At 72.4% G+C, this 18,066-nt stretch carries 16 protein-coding genes; 9 read left to right on the top strand and 7 right to left on the bottom strand.

What is annotated here, in order from left to right:
- Positions 1-19 precede the first annotated feature (19 nt).
- From E1284_RS04325 to E1284_RS04295, 7 genes are all read left to right on the top strand, one after another.
- Complete coding sequence (locus E1284_RS04325; protein ID WP_131937274.1) at positions 20-2,683, top strand: DNA translocase FtsK; 2,664 nt, start codon at positions 20-22, stop codon at positions 2,681-2,683.
- Positions 2,684-2,856: 173 nt separating this feature from the next.
- Positions 2,857-3,603 carry a helix-turn-helix domain-containing protein gene (locus tag E1284_RS04320; RefSeq protein ID WP_131937272.1) on the top strand — a complete coding sequence of 249 codons (747 nt, stop codon included), beginning with the start codon at positions 2,857-2,859 and terminating at the stop codon, positions 3,601-3,603.
- 91 nt (positions 3,604-3,694) lie between these two features.
- Positions 3,695-5,155, top strand: coding sequence for a 30S ribosomal protein S12 methylthiotransferase RimO (gene rimO / locus E1284_RS04315; RefSeq protein ID WP_131937270.1), 1,461 nt, complete (start codon positions 3,695-3,697; stop codon positions 5,153-5,155).
- Positions 5,152-5,736: a CDP-alcohol phosphatidyltransferase family protein gene (locus tag E1284_RS04310; protein ID WP_131937268.1), complete on the top strand. Its 585-nt coding sequence runs from the start codon at positions 5,152-5,154 to the stop codon at positions 5,734-5,736. Before rimO ends, E1284_RS04310 begins: the two co-directional genes overlap by 4 nt.
- Positions 5,737-6,201: 465 nt before the next feature.
- A complete protein-coding gene (locus E1284_RS04305; RefSeq protein WP_131937266.1) occupies positions 6,202-7,497 on the top strand; it encodes a CinA family nicotinamide mononucleotide deamidase-related protein in 1,296 nt (431 codons plus the stop codon).
- 111 nt (positions 7,498-7,608) lie between these two features.
- Positions 7,609-7,962 carry a helix-turn-helix domain-containing protein gene (locus tag E1284_RS04300; protein ID WP_131937264.1) on the top strand — a complete coding sequence of 118 codons (354 nt, stop codon included), beginning with the start codon at positions 7,609-7,611 and terminating at the stop codon, positions 7,960-7,962.
- 128 nt (positions 7,963-8,090) lie between these two features.
- Positions 8,091-8,561: a Dps family protein gene (locus E1284_RS04295; RefSeq protein ID WP_131937262.1), complete on the top strand. Its 471-nt coding sequence runs from the start codon at positions 8,091-8,093 to the stop codon at positions 8,559-8,561.
- A gap of 80 nt (positions 8,562-8,641) precedes the next feature.
- Here E1284_RS04295 and E1284_RS04290 read toward each other — a convergent pair whose 3' ends face one another.
- The 6 genes from E1284_RS04290 to E1284_RS04265 all read right to left on the bottom strand — a co-directional run bounded on the left by E1284_RS04290 (position 8,642) and on the right by E1284_RS04265 (position 14,683).
- Complete coding sequence (locus E1284_RS04290) at positions 8,642-9,430, bottom strand: DNA-formamidopyrimidine glycosylase family protein (protein ID WP_131937260.1); 789 nt, start codon at positions 9,428-9,430, stop codon at positions 8,642-8,644.
- Positions 9,431-9,462: 32 nt separating this feature from the next.
- Positions 9,463-9,927, bottom strand: a complete 465-nt coding sequence (locus E1284_RS04285) for an RrF2 family transcriptional regulator (RefSeq protein ID WP_131937258.1) — start codon at positions 9,925-9,927, stop codon at positions 9,463-9,465.
- A 177-nt stretch (positions 9,928-10,104) separates the two neighbouring features.
- A complete protein-coding gene (locus tag E1284_RS04280) occupies positions 10,105-11,583 on the bottom strand; it encodes a glycoside hydrolase family 3 protein (protein ID WP_243714242.1) in 1,479 nt (492 codons plus the stop codon).
- Positions 11,580-12,422: a carbohydrate ABC transporter permease gene (locus E1284_RS04275; protein WP_165965119.1), complete on the bottom strand. Its 843-nt coding sequence runs from the start codon at positions 12,420-12,422 to the stop codon at positions 11,580-11,582. Before E1284_RS04275 ends, E1284_RS04280 begins: the two co-directional genes overlap by 4 nt.
- The gene (locus E1284_RS04270) at positions 12,419-13,390 is read right to left on the bottom strand and encodes a carbohydrate ABC transporter permease (protein ID WP_131937256.1); all 972 of its coding nucleotides are present in this window, start codon (positions 13,388-13,390) and stop codon (positions 12,419-12,421) included. Before E1284_RS04270 ends, E1284_RS04275 begins: the two co-directional genes overlap by 4 nt.
- 21 nt (positions 13,391-13,411) lie before the next feature.
- A complete protein-coding gene (locus tag E1284_RS04265; RefSeq protein ID WP_131937254.1) occupies positions 13,412-14,683 on the bottom strand; it encodes an extracellular solute-binding protein in 1,272 nt (423 codons plus the stop codon).
- Between the two features lie 253 nt (positions 14,684-14,936).
- Here E1284_RS04265 and E1284_RS04260 point away from each other — a divergent pair, with 253 nt between their 5' ends.
- Positions 14,937-16,160 carry an ROK family transcriptional regulator gene (locus E1284_RS04260; RefSeq protein ID WP_131937252.1) on the top strand — a complete coding sequence of 408 codons (1,224 nt, stop codon included), beginning with the start codon at positions 14,937-14,939 and terminating at the stop codon, positions 16,158-16,160.
- Positions 16,161-16,237: 77 nt separating this feature from the next.
- Here the strand turns inward: E1284_RS04260 and E1284_RS43585 are convergent, their stop codons facing one another.
- Positions 16,238-16,372, bottom strand: coding sequence for a hypothetical protein (locus E1284_RS43585; RefSeq protein WP_275407033.1), 135 nt, complete (start codon positions 16,370-16,372; stop codon positions 16,238-16,240).
- A gap of 235 nt (positions 16,373-16,607) precedes the next feature.
- Between E1284_RS43585 and E1284_RS04255 the strand changes: the two genes are divergently transcribed.
- A partial coding sequence (locus tag E1284_RS04255; protein ID WP_481726173.1) for a preprotein translocase subunit SecA occupies positions 16,608-18,066 on the top strand: 1,459 nt, incomplete at its 3' end.

Here is an 18,066-nt window from a genome sequence, read left to right as displayed (position 1 = left end):
CTTGGTTACTCTCATAAGCATGGCCACACGTGCGTCCGGGGGTGCAAAGCGGGAGGCGGGGCGTAGCCATGGGGGCGTAAAGCAGTCCTCTTCGCGTGCGGGAGGCAGTGCGGCTCGCAAGCCCGCAGGTTCGTCCCCCCGGAAGCGACCGAGCGGCACCTCCAAGGGCGGCCGGGGCTCGGCGCGGGGGCGCCCCCCGCAGAAGCCCGACCCGATCTCCCAGGCCGTCCTCGGCTTCTTCAAGCTCCTGTTCAAGCTGTACCTGCTCGCGGCCGTCGCGGTCGGGTCGGTCTTCCGCGCCTACGGGCACGGCGCCCGCAACCTCGACCCCGAGCACCGGCGCGACGGCCTCGGGCTGGCGCTGCTCGGCTCGTCCATCGTGCTGGCCTCCGTCACCTGGTTCCGGCCGGACGGCGTCGTCACGATCGCGCTGGAGAAGGTCGCGCGCGGCGGCCTCGGCATCCTGGCGATGGCGCTGCCGGTCCTGCTGGCGCTGCTGGCGTGGCGGACGCTGCGCCACCCCGAGCACCACGAGGACACCGGCCGCATCGTCATCGGCATCACCGCGCTCGGTGTCGGCGTGCTCGGCATCCTGCACATCGCCGCCGGAGTCCCGTCCCCGGCGGAGGACATGGCGGGCGTGCGCGAGTCCGGCGGCGTGCTCGGCTGGCTGGTGTCGGCGCCGCTCGACGCGGCGCTCAGCGGGTGGGTGGCCGTCCCGCTGCTGCTGCTGCTGTCCGGGTTCGGGCTGCTGGTCGTCACCGCGACGCCGATCGCGAAGGTCCCCGAGCGGGTCGCCGACCTGTGGGCGATGGCGACCCTGCAGAGCCGCCCGGAGCGTCCGTCCGACGCCGGGCAGGAGGGCGAGGACGCGCCGAAGAAGCGCCGCCGCAAGAAGAAGGCCGAGGACGGCGGCGACGAGCTGGAAATCGGCGAGCACTCGCGGCCCTACGACACGCCGCTGCTGGAGGACGAGTCGAAGAAGGCCGCCCGGCCGCAGCGCGACCTCGCCGACGAGCTGTTCGAGCCCGACCCGTTCGGCGCCGACGTCCCGCCGCCCGCGCCGCCCGCCGACGACGAGCCGGTGGACGCGCACGCCGCCGGCGGGCCGATGGCCGAGGCCGGGCACGACGCCGGGCAGGAGGCGCGGCACGAGGTCCCCGACCCGACGCCCGCGCCGCGCCGGTCCGAGCAGCTGCCGCTGTCGTCGTCCGGCGAGATCTACCTGCTGCCCGACCCGTCGGCGCTGCGTCCCGGCAGCGTGTCCAAGCCGCGGACGAAGGCCAACGACACGGTCGTGAACGCGCTCACCGGCGTGCTGGAGCAGTTCGACATCGACGCGCAGGTCACCGGGTTCACCCGCGGCCCGACGATCACCCGGTACGAGATCGAGCTGGGCCCGGCGGTGAAGGTCGAGAAGGTCACCGCGCTGACCAAGAACATCGCCTACGCGGTGAAGAGCGCCGACGTGCGGATCATCTCCCCGATCCCCGGCAAGTCGGCGATCGGCGTGGAGATCCCCAACACCGACAAGGACATCGTCAGCCTGGGCGACGTGCTGCGCTCGCCCGCCGCGACCAACGAGCACCACCCGATGATCGTCGGGCTCGGCAAGGACGTCGAGGGCCGCACGGTCGTGGCGAACCTGGCGAAGATGCCGCACATCCTCATCGCGGGCGCCACCGGCGCGGGCAAGTCGACGTGCATCAACGGGCTCATCACCTCGATCCTGATGCGCGCCACGCCCGACGAGGTGCGGATGATCCTGGTCGACCCCAAGCGGGTCGAGCTGACGATGTACCAGGGCATCCCGCATCTGATCACGCCGATCATCACGAACCCGAAGAAGGCCGCCGAGGCCCTGGAGTGGGTCGTCGGCGAGATGGACCGCCGCTACGACGACCTCGCCGCGTCCGGGTACCGGCACATCGACGACTTCAACAAGGCGGTGAAGGCGGGGAAGCTCAAGCCGCCGCCGGGCAGCGAGCGCGTCTACACCCCGTACCCGTACATGCTGGTCATCGTGGACGAGCTGGCCGACCTGATGATGGTCGCGCCCCGCGACGTCGAGGACTCGGTCGTCCGCATCACCCAGCTCGCCCGCGCCGCCGGCATCCACCTCGTCCTGGCGACGCAGCGGCCGTCGGTGGACGTCGTCACCGGGCTCATCAAGGCCAACGTGCCGTCCCGGCTGGCGTTCGCGACGTCCTCGCTGTCCGACAGCCGCGTCATCCTCGACCAGCCGGGCGCGGAGAAGCTCGTCGGGCAGGGCGACGCGCTGTTCCTCCCGATGGGCGCGAGCAAGCCCATGCGCCTCCAGAACGCCTACGTGGCGGAGAAGGAGATCCACGGGATCGTCGACCACTGCAAGGGGCAGATGGAGGCGAAGTACCGGGAGGACGTCGCCGAGGCCAACAAGCCGAAGAAGGAGATCGACGAGGAGATCGGCGACGACATGGACCTGCTCGTCCAGGCGATCGAGCTGGTCGTGTCCACCCAGTTCGGGTCGACGTCGATGCTGCAGCGCAAGCTCCGCGTCGGGTTCGCCAAGGCCGGCCGGCTCATGGACCTGATGGAGAGCCGCGACATCGTCGGGCCGAGCGAGGGGTCCAAGGCGCGGGACGTCCTCGCCAAGCCGGACGATCTCCCCGGGGTGCTCGCGGAACTGCGCGGCGGAGGCTGAGCCGGGGCCCCGCGGAGGCCGGTGCAGGTCGTGCGGGGCAAGGGCAGGGCATTGCGGAATGATGCGAAATCTTGCCCTGTTTCGAACGTGTTGGCAGTCGCTCAACGGGCATTCCCGTTCCTAGACTGGTGTCCCGGAAGATCGGCCACGAGCGCCCCCGAAGGAGGCCCGAGGTGAGCATCGGTGAGACCTTGGCGGAGGAGCGTCAGCGGGCCGGTCTCTCGGTGACACAGGTCAGTCTCCAGACCCGGATCCGGGAGACCGTGATCCGCGGCATGGAGGCCGACGACTTCTCCCTCTGCGGCGGCAACTTCTACGCCCGCGGCCACATCCGCAGCATCTCCCGGGTCATCGGCATCGACCCCGAACCGCTCGTCGCCGAGTTCGACGCCGCGCACGGCGGCGCCCCGCAGCCCGTCTCGGCGGTGTCGGCGTTCGAGCCGGAGCAGCCCGTCGCGTTCCGCGAGCGCAAGGCGCCGAACTGGAGCGCCGCGATGGCGCTCGCCCTCGCGCTCGTCGTCATCTACGGGGTCGTCCAGGTGGTCGGGCACGACGGCGGCGGCGAGCAGCGCACCGCGCAGCAGGTCGCCGGGACGCCCGTGCCGCCGAGCCCGAAGCCGTCGGCGTCCCAGAGCGGCGCGCCGGTCGCGGAGGCGCCGCGCACCAAGGTCGAGGTGCGGGTCGAGGCCAAGCGCACGACCTGGCTGAACGTCATGGGCGACCAGGGCAGGACGCTGTTCATCGGCACGCTGCACAAGGGCGAGCAGAAGGACTTCAGCGCCAAGAAGAAGGTCAAGCTGGTGATCGGCGTGGGCGGCAGCGTCAACCTGACCGTCAACGGCAAGGACATCGGCTCGCCCGGCAAGGGCAAGGGCGTGCAGCGCCTGAGCTTCGACCGGCAGGACCCGGAACACGCCTGAGCCGGACGTGCGCGGCGGCCGTCCCCCCGCGATGACCCGCCCGGGGGCCCGCTGGTACGTCCCGGCGCCCGCGCCCATTACCTTTGAGGGCATGTCGACTCGCCGCAAGGTCTCTCTCATCACGCTCGGCTGCGCCCGCAACGAGGTCGATTCCGAGGAACTCGCCGCGCGCATGGAGGCCGCCGGCTGGGACCTGGCCGACGACGCCGGCGGCGCGGACGTGGTCGTCGTCAACACCTGCGGGTTCATCGAGGCGGCCAAGAAGGACTCCATCGACACGCTGCTCGCCGCGCACGACTCCGGCGCCAAGGTCGTGGCGGCCGGCTGCATGGCCGAGCGGTACGGCAAGGAGCTGGCGGAGGCGCTGCCGGAGGCCGACGCGGTGCTCGGCTTCGACGACTACGCCGGCATCGGGGAGCGGCTCGACGACGTCATGGCGGGTCGCAGGCGGGACGCGCACGCGCCGCGCGACCGCCGGACGCTGCTGCCGATCAGCCCGGTGGACCGGTCGGCGTCCGGGGTGGCGGTCCCGGGGCACGGCGCGCCCGCCGACCTGCCGGACGGGGTGGCGCCCGCGTCCGGTCCGCGGGTGCTGCGGCGGCGGCTCGGCGGCGGCCCGGTGGCCCCGCTGAAGCTGGCGTCCGGCTGCGACCGGCGCTGCACGTTCTGCGCGATCCCCGCGTTCCGCGGCGCGTACGTGTCCCGGCCGCCGGCGGAGGTGCTGGAGGAGGCGCGCTGGCTCGCCGGGCACGGCGTCCGCGAGCTGGTCCTGGTCAGCGAGAACTCGACGTCCTACGGCAAGGACTTCGGCGACCTGCGCGCGCTGGAGAAGCTGCTGCCGGGCCTCGCCGCCGTGGACGGCATCGAGCGGGTGCGGGTCAGCTACCTGCAGCCCGCCGAGACCCGCCCCGGCCTCATCGAGGCGATCTGCGGCACGCCCGGTGTCGCCCTCTACTTCGACATGTCGTTCCAGCACGCGTCCGGGCCGGTGCTGCGCTCGATGCGGCGGTTCGGCGACCGGGAGCGGTTCCTCGGGCTGCTCGGCCAGATCCGCGAGCTGGCCCCGGACGCCGGCGTCCGGTCGAACTTCATCGTCGGCTTCCCCGGCGAGACCGAGGACGACTTCGAGGAGCTGGCCGAGTTCCTGTCCGCCGCCCGCCTCGACGCGGTCGGCGTGTTCGGCTACTCCGACGAGGACGGCACGGAGGCCGCGGACCTGGCGGGCAAGCTCAGCCCGGCCGAGATCGCCCGCCGCGTCGACGAGCTGTCCGGCCTGGCCGAGGAGCTGACGTCCCAGCGGGCCGAGGACCGGATCGGCTCGCTCGTCCGCGTCCTGCTGGAGGACAAGGGCGAGGAGGGCGGCTTCGAGGGCCGCGCCGAGCACCAGGCGCCGGAGGTCGACGGGACGGTCCTCGTCCGCGGCGAGGGCCTGGCGCTCGGCGAGATCGTGGCCGCCCGCGTCGTCGGCAGCGATGGCGTCGACCTCATCGCGGACGCGGCCGTCGACCCCGTCGCGGACGCGAGCGCCGGCCCGAACGCGGACACCGCATGATCGCCGGCGCCACCGAACCGGTCGCGGGCGACCCGCCCCCGGCCGGGGTGTGGAACATCGCCAACGCGCTCACGATGGTGCGGATCGCGCTGGTCCCGCTCTTCGTGTGGCTGCTGTTCCTGGACGGCACCGGCTGGCGGCTCGCCGCGTTCGCGGTGTTCGCGGCCGCCTCGGTCACCGACAAGATCGACGGCGACATCGCCCGGGCGCGCGGCCTGGTCACCGACTTCGGCAAGATCGCCGACCCGATCGCCGACAAGGCGCTCACCGGCGCGGCGCTGGTCAGCCTGTCGGTGATGGGGGAGCTGTGGTGGTGGGTGACGGCCGCCATCATGGTCCGCGAGATCGGCATCACGGTGCTGCGCTTCGTCGTGATCCGGCACGGGGTGATCCCGGCCAGCAAGGGCGGGAAGCTGAAGACGATGCTGCAGGTGATAGCGATCGGCTTCTACATCCTGCCCGGCCCGCTCGACTACGTCCGCTGGGTCACGATGGGCGCCGCCCTCGTCGTCACCGTCGTCACGGGCGTGGACTACCTCGCCCAGGCGTGGCGGCTGCGCCGCCGCTCCGCGGCGTCCTGAGGCGCCGTCCCGGAGCTTCCGGGGGTAGAGCCGCGGCGCCCGCGGGGGGCCGCGAGGCCACGCCCACCCCGGTCGTGGTCCCGCGGCCCCGTCTCGCGGGCGCCACGCGAATTCGATTATCCCCGCTCGCGTCCGTGCGGACGAATCGATCAAATGAGTTTTGACTCACAGCGTGACCTGGACTTCGCGGCATTTGTCGGACCTGCAAGCAATGATCCGCGGCGACGATCCGCGTTCACGCGGCCGCCTCGCCCGCGTGCCCTGACGGGCGCGGTCCCGTCCCGGCGGACAAAGCGCGGCCGCCTCTTTCACACCGGGACGGAAAAGGGATGCGCCCGTTGGACCGGTGCGAACGCGCCGCGCCCGTGCCGTCCTCATTCGGCCGCATTTCCCGGTGAACCGGGGATGCGCCCGCGCCGTCCACGTGCCCGTGGCGCGGCGCTCCTGGCGGTAGATTCGGACGCCATGCGAGTCGAACTGCTCACGGTCGGGGACGAACTGCTCCTCGGCGACACCGTCAACGGCAACGCGGCGTGGCTGGGCCGCCGGCTGGCCGACCACGGCGTCGACGTCACCCGCAGCGTGGTCGTCGGCGACGAGCTCGACGTGATCGTCGCGGCGGTGGCGTCGGCGCTCGAGCGGGCGGACGCGGTCATCACCACCGGCGGGCTCGGCCCCACCTCCGACGACCTCACCCGGGACGCGCTCGCCGCGGCGGCGGGCGTGCCGCTCGTCCGCGACCCGGAGCTGGAGCGGCGGCTGCGCGAGCGGGTGGCCCGTGCCGGCCGCGAGCTGCAGCCGATGGCGCTGCGCATGGCGGACGTGCCGAAGGGCGCGGGAGTGCTGGCCAACTCCGCCGGCTCGGCGCCCGGCCTGCGCGTCCAGCTGCCCGGCGGCGTCGTCTACGCGCTGCCCGGCGTCCCGCACGAGATGCGCACGATCATGGACGAGGTGGTGCTGCCGGAGCTGGCCCGCGCCGCCGGGCTGCCCGCGGTCGCGCGCCGCACGCTGCGCACCGACCGGGTGTGGGAGTCGGTCGTCGCGACGAAGCTCGCCGAGGTCGAGGCCATGGAGGGGGTCCGGCTCGCCTACCTGCCCGACCCCGCCGAGGTGAAGATCCGCATCACCGTGGCCGGCCCGGACGCCGCCGGGCGGCTGGAGGGCGTCGAGGCGCGCGTCCGGGAGCTGCTCGGCTCGGCCGTCTACGGGGCCGAGGAGGACACGCTGGACCGGGTCGTCCACCGCCTGCTCGCCGCCCGCGGGGAGACGGTCGCGACGGCGGAGTCGCTGACCGGCGGGCTCATCGGCGCGGAGCTGACCGCGATGCCCGGCTCGTCCGCCACCTACGCGGGCGGCATGGTGACGTACGCGACGGAGGCGAAGCACCGGCTGCTCGGCGTCCCGGCGGATCTGCTCGCCGAGCACGGCGCCGTCCACCCGGACGTGGCCGGCGCGATGGCCGCGGGCGTCCGCGACACGGTCGGCGCGACCTACGGGCTCGCCGTCACCGGTGTCGCCGGTCCCGTCACCCAGGACGGGCAGCCGGTCGGAACGGTCTATATCGGCGTGGCCGGTCCCGGCGATTCGCGCACTGTGGTCAGCCCGAAACTCCCCGTGCCCGGTGCCGGGCCGGAGCTCCGCGCGGTGATCCGGCGGATGACCGTCGTGCACGCCCTTGAGCTGCTGAGACGCGTCCTGCTGGGGCTTGACGCCGAGGACGAGAGCGAGGAGGCTCAGGCAGATCGGGAAGACCGGGACTGATTACAGCGTTACGTTCCGAGCGAACACGAAATCAACGGTCTGCCATGGTCACCGTCAAGGCGGGTACGGTGGAACCGGCAGATGGTCCGAACTGAGGGAGGGAGCGAGACGATGGTCCTGCTTCGCCAGCTGCTCGGTGACGTACTGCGGCAGCTGCGGCTGCGCCAGGGACGCACCCTCCGTGAGGTGTCCGCGGCGGCGCGGGTGTCACTCGGCTATCTCTCCGAGGTCGAGCGGGGACAGAAAGAGGCTTCGTCGGAGCTGCTGTCCTCGATCTGCAAGGCCCTGGGAGTCCCGCTGTCGCACGTGCTGAGGGAAGTCGCGGATCAGCTGGCCCTCGCCGAGCTGCAGCACGAGCCCGTCATGGCGGGCGCGCCCGAGCACGAGCGCATCACCGCAGAGAGCATTCCGGAGACGCCGGAGGAGATCACCGGGGAGTTCCGCGCCGACATGGTCGCGGCCTGACCCGCTCCTGGCGCGTTCATGCCCTACCGGAGCCGCGGGTGTGCGCGGCCTCACGCATGAACGCGGCATTACCGGGGATCTTTGCGTGTTGTAACGGATAACCGTAACGATGCGGAAGGAGCCCGATAATGGCGACGGTCAAGAGCCCGCTTCCCGACGACGCCGTGAAGGTGGTGGGCCAGGCCCTGCAGGGCGCGCTGGTCGACCTCGTTGATCTCGCCCTGGTGGCCAAGCAGGCCCACTGGAACCTGACCGGGCGCAATTTCAAGGTCGTGCACGAGCACCTCGACGAGGTCGTGGCCCTCGCCCGCACCGGGCAGGACGACGTGGCCGAGCGGGCCGTGGCGGTCGGTGTGAACCCCGACGGCCGGTCCCGCACCGTGGCCGACCGCACCGAGCTTCCGCAGCTGGAGGCCGGCTACCTCGACGACGACAAGGTCGTCGCCGCGATCACCGACATCCTGGCGCAGATCATCGGCCGCTTCCGGGAGCGCATCGCCGCGACCGACGAGCCCGACCAGGTCACCCAGGACCTGCTCATCGGCATCACCGCCGAACTCGAGAAGCAGCACTGGATGTTCCAGGCCCAGACGCGTTGATCGCGCAGCCGCCGGCGGCCGGAGCCTTGGGGCCCGGCCGCCGACGGCTGTGCGGCCATCGCTGCATCGCTCCGGCTCGCCTAGCGGCTCGATGGGCGAGGCTGGCAGCGCGGGCACCAGAACGTGACGCGCTCGCCGGTCTGCTCCGCGCGCTCGATCCGGGTGCCGCAGCGGCGGCAGGGGCGTCCCGCCCGCCCGTACACCCAGTGCTCGCGGCCGCGTCCGCGCTCGCCGGTGGTGATGTGGCCGTGCCGCTCCTTGTTGGCGTCCAGGAGCCGGTGAGACAGCTCCACGAGCGCCGGGAGGTCGGGGACGTCCCCGACAGGGGCCCACGGGTTCACGCCCCGCAGGAACAGGACCTCGGCCTTGTAGACGTTGCCGATCCCGGCGAGCCGCGTCTGGTCGAGCAGCGCCTCGCCGACCGGCCGCGCCGGCTGCTCGGCCAGCCGCGCGACGGCCTCCGCGGCCGTCTCCGGCCCCCAGGACGGATCGAGGAGGTCGGGTCCGAGATGGCCGACCGCCCGGTCCTCCTCGGCGGTCCGCAGCAACTCGACGACGCCGAGCGAGTACCCGACCGCCTGCCACTCCGCGTTGCCCAGCACCAGCCGGACGCGGTGGTCGCGCGGCGCGGGGCCCGCCCGGCGGATCTGCCAGCGCCCCTCCATCAGCAGGTGCGTGTGGACGGTGAGCCCGTCCTCGACCCGGGTGAGGAGGTGCTTGCCGCGCGGCACGGTGTCCAGGACCGTCCGCCCGCGCAGGTCGGCGGTCGCGAGCCGGGGGACGCGGAAGTCCGAGCGGGTGAGCGCCCGCCCGGCGAGCGCCTCGTGCAGCCGCCGCGCCGTCAGCCAGACGACGTCCCCTTCCGGCATGGGCCTTCTCTCCTCCGGACGGTCGCCGGGAGTCAGATCAGGGAGGGGCTCTCCCAGGCGGACGGGTCCTCGGTGAGCTTGGCGACGGGGGCGGGCAGCTCCCCGGCCGCGATGTGCGCGAGCGTGACCTGCTCCAGGATGGCGCGCTCGCTGGCGCGCAGCGCGATCCACACCTCCTGCAGGGACCGCGCGGGCCCCTCGTAGCCGACGTGCTCGGGGCGCTCGCCGCGGACGCCGAGCAGCGGCCCGTCGATCGCGCGGATGATGTCGGCGAGGGAGATCCGCTCGGCGGGCCGCGCCAGCCAGTAGCCGCCCTCGGGGCCGCGCTGGCTCCGGATGATGCCGGACCGGCGCAGCTGGCCGAGGATGTTCTCCAGGAATTTGGGCGGTATCTGCTGGGCCTCGGCGAGCTGGACCGCGGTCACCGGGTGACTCCCGGCGACCGCCAGTTCGGCGGAGGCGCGCAACGCGTAGTCGACCCGGGCGGACAATCGCATGTACGTATTATCCCTTGTCGGCCGGACCGGTCGGGCCCGGCCGCCGGGCGGGGACCCCGCGTGCGACCTGCGTGCGACCTGGACCGCGTCCTGGACCGCGACCTGGACCGCGACCTGGACCGCGACGCGGTGCGCCCGCCGGAACCGGGCTCTGAGTCCGGCGGGCGCGCCGCGGGTCTAGCCGGCCGCGGCCGGGGAGCCGGTCAGGCCGAGCAGCTCGGCGGCGGCCTGGGCGTTGGCGGCGGCGGCGCCGTAGGTGGCCAGGTAGACGGCCGATCGGGGGCGCCAGACGGGCAGGCCCATCTCCACCACCACGGTGTCGGGGCGGGCGGTCAGCAGGGCCGTGGTGAGGGCGCGCTGCCCGGCGTGCCGGTGCGCGTCGCGCAGGACGACGATGAGGCCGCGTCCCTTGGCGCGGTCCAGGACCCGGTCCGCCGCCCCGTCCGCGCCGTCGGTCTGGACGGCGTCGGGCGCCCACGGGCCCAGCCCCCACGGGGTCGGGCCGACGGCGATGTTGCCGGTCGACTCGGTCTCGACGACCAGCGGCGGCCCGTCCCAGCCTGGGAGCGCTCCCGTGACACGCAGCGCGCGGCGGGCGGCCGCCAGGCCGGCGGCGCGGTCCACGGCGGCGGTGCCGTGCCCGGCGAGCCACTCCCGCAGCCGCGCGGTGCGCTCGGCCGCCTCGGCCAGCCGCGCGGCCGGCAGCCGTCCGGCCCGCACCGCCTCGTCGATCGCGGCGAGCGTCGCCGCGACGGTCTCGGCGTGCTCGTGCGGGCCGAGGCACAGCAGGTCGGCGCCCGCGATGAGGGCCCGCACGGACGCCTCCGGGATGCCGATCGCGCCGCTCGCGCCCTCCATGTCGAGCGCGTCGGTGACGATCACGCCCTGGTAGCCGAGGTGCTCGCGGAGCAGCCCGGTGATCGCGGCGTGCGACAGGGTGGCGGGCGCGCCCGCGGTGATCGAGGGCAGGTTGAGGTGGCCGGTCATCACCGCGCGGGTGCCGGCGGCGATCGCGGCCCGGAACGGCACCAGCTCGCGGCGGTCCAGCAGCTCCAGGTCGGCGTCCACGAGGGGGATCGACAGGTGGGAGTCGTCCACCGTGGCACCGTGGCCGGGGAAGTGCTTGGCGCAGGCCGCGACGCCCGCCTCCTGCGTCCCGGTGACGGACGCGGCGGCGTGCCGGGCGACCAGGTCCGGGTCGGCGCCGAACGAGCGGGTCCCGATGACGGGGTTGTCGTCGGCGGTGTTGACGTCCACCGACGGCGCGAAGTTGAAGTTGACGCCGACCTCGGCCAGCTCGGCGCCCAGCGAGCGGTAGATGCGCCGGGTCAGCTCCGGGTCGTCCACGGCGCCGAGCGCGGCGTTGCCCGGGTAGGGGCTGCCGGTGGCGTGGCCGCCGAGCCGGGTGACGTCGCCGCCCTCCTCGTCGATCGTGACGAACGGGTCGCCCGCCTTGCGCATCTGCGCGGTGAGCGCCGCGAGCGACTCGGGGCTCGGCACGTTGCCGGTGAGCGCGAACAGCGTGACGCCGCCGAGGCCGGCCTCCAGCTCGTCCAGCAGCCAGCGCGGCGCGGTCGCCCCGGGGAACGACGGGAGCAGCGTGCCGCGCGCCAGCCGGGCGATCTCCGCCGTGGTCGCGATGTCGTCGGTCGTCACCCCTTCACCGCCCCGGCGGTGAGGCCGGACACCATGCGGCGCTGGACGAGCAGGAAGAAGGCGATGACGGGAATGGTGAGCAGCGTGGACGCTGCCATGATGGGCCCCCAGGCGTTGCCGCTGCGGCCGAAGAAGAACTGCAGCATGATCGGCAGGGTGTACTTGTCCTGGTCTTCCAGGAACGTGTAGGCGAAGATGAACTCGTTCCAGGCGGTGATGAAGGAGAAGATGCTGGTCGCCACCAGTCCGGGCGCGACCAGCGGGAGCATGACCGTGAAGAACGTCCGGACCGGGCCGGCGCCGTCGATCGCGGCGGCCTCCTCCAGCTCGCGCGGCACCGCGGCGACGAAGCCCCGCAGCATCCAGATCGCGAACGGCACGGCGAAGCCGATGTAGACGAGCGAGAGACCCGCCAGGCTGTTCAGCATGTCGAGCTGCTTCAGGTCCAGGAAAAGCGGGATGACCAGCGCCTCCAGCGGCACCATCTGCACCACCAGGAGCATCACGAGGAAGGTGGTGCGGAACCGGAAGCGGAACCGGGCGACGGCGGTGGCGGCCATCAGCGCGAGCAGGCCGGACACGAGGACCGTGACGATGGCGAGGATCGCGCTGTTGGCGAAGTACGCCCAGAAGGAGACCTCGGCGATGCCGCCGTTCAGCACCAGGTCGAAGTGCTTCAGCGTCGGATGGGTGGGGAACGGCTTCGGCGTCGTGCTGAAGATCTCGGAGTTCGGCTTGAACGCGGTGGAGGCCATCCAGAAGACGGGGAAGACCGCGAGGACGAAGACCAGCAGGCCCGTCCCGTTCAGCAGTATCTTGCGCGGCAGCGAGGACCTCATCGCGTCTCCCCCTGACGGACCATGACCCGCACGTAGAGGGCGGTGACGATGAGCAGGATGAACGTGAGCACGAGCGCGATCGCCGAGCCCATGCCGAGCTTCGGATTGAGCGAGCCGAACGCCTCGGAGTAGGCGTACAACGACAGGTTGAACGCGTCGCGGTTGGCCAGCCCGGCCATGATGAACAGCTGCGTGAAGACCTTGAAGTCCCAGATGATCGACATGACCAGCAAGACCATGAAGATCGGCTTGAGCATCGGGTAGGTGATGCTCCAGAACGTCCGCCACGGGCTGGAGCCGTCCACCCGGGCGGCCTCGTACAGCTCGCCGGGGACGCTCTTCAGCCCGGCCAGCACGGACACGGCCACGAACGGGCACGCCTGCCACACCACGCACACGGTCAGCACGGTGTAGGTGGACAGCGGTGTGGCGAACCAGTTGTAGTCGAGCCAGCCGCCGCCGACCAGGAAGTCGGGCAGCAGATCGAGGGACCAGTTGACCAGGCCGCCGGTGGTGCCGAACAGCCAGCTGAAGATGATCGCGGCCGTGACGGGCGGGGTCGCCCAGGCGACCATCACGCCGCCCGCGACGAAGCTCGACATCTTCTTGCCGAGCTTGTTGAGCAGCAGCCCGATCAGCGTCCCGATGAGCATTGTCAGGCTGACCGCCACGACGGCGAACAGCACGGTGTGCTTGAAGGTCTGCCAGAAGAACGGGTCATTGAGGATCTTGGTGAAGTTCTCGGTGCCCACCGACTCGGCCGGCTCGCCGCGCAGCTGGCGGTTGCCGACCTTCTGGAACGACATGATCCCGATCTGGATCATCGGCCAGAACATCAGGACCGCGATCACGAGCACGGTCGGCGCGATCAGCAGGTAGGGCCCGAGGCGGGGCCGGCGGCGGGGGCGCGCCCGGCCGGAGGACCTCCGGCCGGGCGTTCTCCGCACCGCGGGAGCGGTGTCGAGCATGGACGTTCCGATCAGCTGGTACTACGGGTTCAGCAGGGTGTTGGCCTGCTCGTTCGCCTTCTTCATCTGCTCATCGGCGTTCTTGCCCTGCATGATCGCCTTGACGGTGTTCGGCAGCACCTTCTTGGCCTGCTCGAACTCCGCCCAGCCGGGGCCGATCGGGGGGAACTTGGTGTTGGCGGCGATCTGGGTGAAGACCTCCAGTTGCGGGTCGGTGAACTTCACGTCCGAGCGCATGGAGGAGAAGCCGCTCTGGTCGGCCCACGCCTTGGCGTTCTTGGCGTTGTTCAGCACCGTGATGTAGTCGAAGGCCGCGGCCTTGGCCTTGCTGTCCTTCCAGACGGCGAGGTCGGAGCCGCCCGCGAGCGCCGGGGCGTTACCGCCGTCCTTGGCCGGGATCGGGAAGACCGCCCACTTGTCGGCGTTCTTGGGGGAGATCTCCTTCATCTGCTTCAGCGCCCAGCTGCCGTCGATGTACATGCCGAGCTTGCCGAGCGCGAAGTCGCGCTGCGGGCCGTCCAGCTCGTTCTTGCCGATGTACTTCTCCGGCGCGACCTTCTCGGTGGTGACGAGGCCGGCGTAGTACTTCACGGCCTCGACGGCCTGCGGCTGGTCGAGCTGGCCCTTCCAGCCGCCGCTGCCGTCGTCGACGGCCACGGTGCCGTTGTTGCCCCAGATGAAGCTGAGCAGCGCGTTGGTCTGGTCGCTGGGGGCGCCGATGCCGGGCACCTTCGCGGTGTCCTGCACCTTCTTCGCCGCGGTGGTCAGCTCCGCCCAGTTCTTCGGCGGCTGGACGCCGGCCTTCTGGAACCAGTCCGTGCGGTACCAGATGCCGCGGACGCCGCCGTACCACGGCACGGCGTAGATCTTGCCGTCGGCGCTGTCGTTGCCGAGCGCGGTCTTGTTGAGCGTCTTGCCGTCCGCCCAGCCCTTGAACTGGTCGGTGATGTCGGCGAGGCTGCCCTGGTCGATGTGGGACTGGACGTCGGTGTTGCCGAGTTCGGTGACGTCCGGCCCCTCGCCGCCCGCCGCCGCCTTCTGGAAGGTGGTGGCGACCTGCGGCCAGGGCACGTACTTGATCTGGACGTCGGTGTTCGGGTGCTTCTGCTTGAACTCGGTCTCGACCTCGTCGAGGAGCTTGGTCTGCTCGGGCGTCCCGTCGCCCATCATCCAGACCTTGAGCTGCGCGGGGTCCTTGCCCGCGTCGGCCTTGTCGTCCTTGCTCTCGCCGCCGCAGGCCGTGGCGGCCAGGGCGATCGCGGCCGCGGCGGCCGCAACCTTGATGTACTTCACTGGGGGATCCTTTCCGGCGTCGCCTCGCGTGGCCTCATGGCCTGCGTGCGAGGGAGACGGCGCCGACCCTTTAAGGTCCTGGCCATGTCCTACTCGCTTTCGCATCGCTCGCGGGCGCCCTGCTCGCCAGTCCGCGCTCTGCGCGCGCCCCCGGTCCGGGGTACCGGTCCGGTCGGCGCTTGGGCGTAAACTAACAAGAAACTTTCCTAAACAAAACTGCTCGTTAGCGGATTGAGACATCGAGGGGGCCGGCATGGCCAGACGCCCGGGAACGCCGAGGCTGCTGCGTGAGCTCAACGACCGCGCGGCACTGGACCTGCTCGTCGAGCGGGGCCCGCTGACCCGCGCGCAGATCGGCGAGCACACCGGGCTATCGAAGGTAACCGCTTCCCAGCTGTTGTCGAGACTGGAGGACCGGGGGCTGGTCTCGGTCGTCGGCGAGCAGGCCGGGGGGCGCGGGCCCAATGCCGCGCTGTACGCCGTCGTCCCGTCCAGCGCCTATGTCGCCGGGCTCGAGGTCGGGCCGGACGGGGTGACCGCCGGCGTCGCCGACATCACCGGGCACATCACCGCCCAGGTCACCGTGGACCCGAACGGCACCGCCGAGCCGGTGAAGACGGTGCACGACGCCGTCGTGAAGGCGTGCCGCTCGGCCAAGGTCGCGCTGTCGAAGCTGAGCGCCTTCGTGATCGGGTCGCCCGGCGTCGTCGACCCCCGGTCCGGGGACGTCCAGTTCGCCTTCGACCTCCCGACCTGGCACGAGGGCGTCCTCGCCGCCCTGAAGACCGACCTGCGCCGGCCCGTGACCATCGAGAACGACGTCAACCTCGCCGCCATCGCCGAGCGGGCCTACGGCGCCGCGCGCGACGCCGATGACTTCGCGCTGATGTGGTTCGACCGCGGCATGGGCCTGTCGGTCATGCTGGGCGGCCGGCTGCACCGCGGCCGGTGGGGCGGCGCCGGGGAGATCGGCTACCTGCCCGTCCCGGGCGCGCCGCTGCCGGTCGGGGCCGCCCGGCGGGGCCCCAAGGACGAGGGCGTCACCGAGTCGAGGTCGTGGGGCATCCCGACCCTCTCCGGCGGCTACGGGGCCCTGGTCGGCGCGGACGCCGTCCGCGAACTCGCGCACGGGCACGGGATCGCGGGGGAGACCGCCTACGACTGCGTCAGCGCGGCCGCCGCCGACGAGGACCGCGGCGGCGCGTTCCTGGACGAGCTCGCCAACCGCATCTCCTACGGCGTGACCTCGGTCAACATCGTGCTGGACCCCGGGCTGGTGGTCCTGTCGGGCAGCCTCGGCCGGGCCGGCGGCCGGCCGCTCGCCGCGCGCATAGAGCGGATCGTCGGGCGGATCACCCCGACCCGTCCGACCGTGGCCGTGACCGAGGTGGAGGGCAACCCGGTGCTGCGCGGCGCCCTGTACGCGGCGCTGCAGAAGGCCCGCGACGACGTCTTCTCGGCGGACGGCGCGTCCTGAGAGACGGGAAGAGCCCCCGGCCGGTGCGGCCGGGGGCTCCTGCCTCGCGTGGACCGTTCCCCGCGCGGGGCGCTCCGCTACTTGGCGGCCGCCACCGCGACCGCGGCCTCCTTGTGGCGCCGCGGGTCGTTCAGCGCGCGGTCGATGACGGTCTGACTGATGATCTGGCGCTTGCGCCGGAGCGCGGCGGCCTTGCGTGCCGTAGGTGTCATGGCGAAACCCCGTTCCGCGGTGGCGCTTTCCCCTTGGCCACCGCAAACCCCGTGATGCCTCCATGCTCTCAAATGAGAGGGGTGCGAGGGGTCCGTCCGAGGGATGAATTCCAGGTCAGACCAACAGCGTAGAACGCCCGGGTCGCCGCGGGGGTTCCCCCTGGGATCATGGAGGGAACGACCGTCGCGCATCCGCCGTTGGGGGGAACCGTGAGAGAAGAACCGAAGGGCCGCCATGGCGCTGCGTGACCGGCTGCGGCGGCTCGTGCAGAAGCCCGGCAGCGTCGACCTCGCGCCCTTCCGGGCGCTGGTGGACGAGGCGGGCAAGCGCGAGTCCCGCGTCCAGGACCTGTCGGACGCCGAGCTGACCGCCGCCGCCTCCGCCCTCCGCGAGAAGGAGGACCTCGCCGAACTGTGCGCCCTCGGCCGCGAGGCCGCCCGCCGGACGCTCGGCGAGCGGCCCTACGACGTGCAGCTGATCGGGACGCTGGCGCTGCTGTCCGGGCACGTCGCCGAGATGGCCACCGGCGAGGGCAAGACCCTGTCGGGCGCGCTGGCCGCCGCCGGGTACGCGCTGCGCGGCCGCCGGGTCCACGTCATGTCGGTCAACGACTACCTGGCGCGCCGCGACGCCGAGTGGATGGGCCCCCTCTACGCGATGCTCGGCGTGACCGCCGGCTGGGTCGGTCAGTCGTCCACGCCGGACGAGCGCCGCGCGGCGTACCGGGCCGACGTGACCTACGCGCCGGTCAGCGAGGTCGGGTTCGACCTCCTCCGGGACCGGCTCTGCACCGACGCCGCCGACGCCGTCCAGCCGGAGCCGTCCGTCGCGCTGATCGACGAGGCCGACTCGGTGCTGGTGGACGAGGCCATGGTGCCGCTCGTCCTCGCCGGCGCCGCCGACCTCGACCCCGCCGACCCGCGGTACGCCGACCTCGTCCGGCGGCTGCGGCCCGGGCTGCACTACGCGACCGACGACGAGGCGCGCAGCGTCCAGCTCACCCCGGCCGGGACGCGGGAGGTGGAGCGCGTCCTCGGCGTCGACCTCTACGCCCCCGAGAACCTCCGCACGCTGACCGCCGTCAACGTGGCCCTGCACGCCGAGGTCCTGCTGCACCGCGACGTGGACTACATCGTCCGGGACGGCGCGGTGAAGCTGATCAGCGAGTCGCGCGGCCGGGTCGCCCTCCTGCAGCGCTGGCCGGACGGCCTGCAGGCCGCGGTCGAGGCGAAGGAGGCCCTCGAAGCGTCCCCGAGCGGGGAGATCCTCGACTCGATCACCGTGCAGGAGCTGATCGGCCGCTACCCCGTGCGGTGCGGCATGACCGGCACGGCGATGGCCGTTTCCGGCCAGCTCACCGAGTTCTACGCGCTGCAGATCGCGGTGGTCCCGCCGAACCGGCCCTGCGTCCGCGACGACCGGCCCGACCGCCTCTACGCGACCACCGCCGACAAGGAGGTCGCGATCGTCGAGGAGGTCGCCGCCGCGCACGCCGCCGGCCGCCCGGTGCTGATCGGCACCGGCGACGTCGCCGAGTCCGAGCGCCTCGCCCGCAGCCTCGCCCGCGCCGGGCTCGACCGGGTCGTCCTCAACGCCAAGAACGACGCCGAGGAGGCCGCGATCATCGCCGAGGCCGGCGCGTACGGCGCGATCACCGTCTCCACCCAGATGGCCGGCCGCGGCACCGACATCC

It is taken from the genome of Actinomadura bangladeshensis, from assembly GCF_004348335.1.
Taxonomy (GTDB): Bacteria; Actinomycetota; Actinomycetes; order Streptosporangiales; family Streptosporangiaceae; genus Spirillospora; species Spirillospora bangladeshensis.
Note: the sequence above shows the minus strand (reverse complement) of the source record. Positions and strands in the feature narration are given on the sequence as shown.

What these genes read in the sequence shown, in the direction of transcription:
- E1284_RS04325 (WP_131937274.1), top strand. Translation starts at nt 20, where the DNA reads ATGGCCACACGTGCGTCCGGGGGTGCAAAGCGGGAGGCGGGGCGTAGC.
- E1284_RS04300 (WP_131937264.1), top strand. Translation starts at nt 7,609, where the DNA reads ATGGTCCTGCTTCGCCAGCTGCTCGGTGACGTACTGCGGCAGCTGCGG.
- E1284_RS04285 (WP_131937258.1), bottom strand. Translation starts at nt 9,927, where the DNA reads ATGCGATTGTCCGCCCGGGTCGACTACGCGTTGCGCGCCTCCGCCGAA.
- E1284_RS04260 (WP_131937252.1), top strand. Translation starts at nt 14,937, where the DNA reads ATGGCCAGACGCCCGGGAACGCCGAGGCTGCTGCGTGAGCTCAACGAC.
- E1284_RS04290 (WP_131937260.1), bottom strand. Translation starts at nt 9,430, where the DNA reads ATGCCGGAAGGGGACGTCGTCTGGCTGACGGCGCGGCGGCTGCACGAG.
- E1284_RS04275 (WP_165965119.1), bottom strand. Translation starts at nt 12,422, where the DNA reads ATGAGGTCCTCGCTGCCGCGCAAGATACTGCTGAACGGGACGGGCCTG.
- E1284_RS04310 (WP_131937268.1), top strand. Translation starts at nt 5,152, where the DNA reads ATGATCGCCGGCGCCACCGAACCGGTCGCGGGCGACCCGCCCCCGGCC.
- E1284_RS04270 (WP_131937256.1), bottom strand. Translation starts at nt 13,390, where the DNA reads ATGCTCGACACCGCTCCCGCGGTGCGGAGAACGCCCGGCCGGAGGTCC.
- E1284_RS43585 (WP_275407033.1), bottom strand. Translation starts at nt 16,372, where the DNA reads ATGACACCTACGGCACGCAAGGCCGCCGCGCTCCGGCGCAAGCGCCAG.
- E1284_RS04305 (WP_131937266.1), top strand. Translation starts at nt 6,202, where the DNA reads ATGCGAGTCGAACTGCTCACGGTCGGGGACGAACTGCTCCTCGGCGAC.
- E1284_RS04295 (WP_131937262.1), top strand. Translation starts at nt 8,091, where the DNA reads ATGGCGACGGTCAAGAGCCCGCTTCCCGACGACGCCGTGAAGGTGGTG.
- rimO (WP_131937270.1), top strand. Translation starts at nt 3,695, where the DNA reads ATGTCGACTCGCCGCAAGGTCTCTCTCATCACGCTCGGCTGCGCCCGC.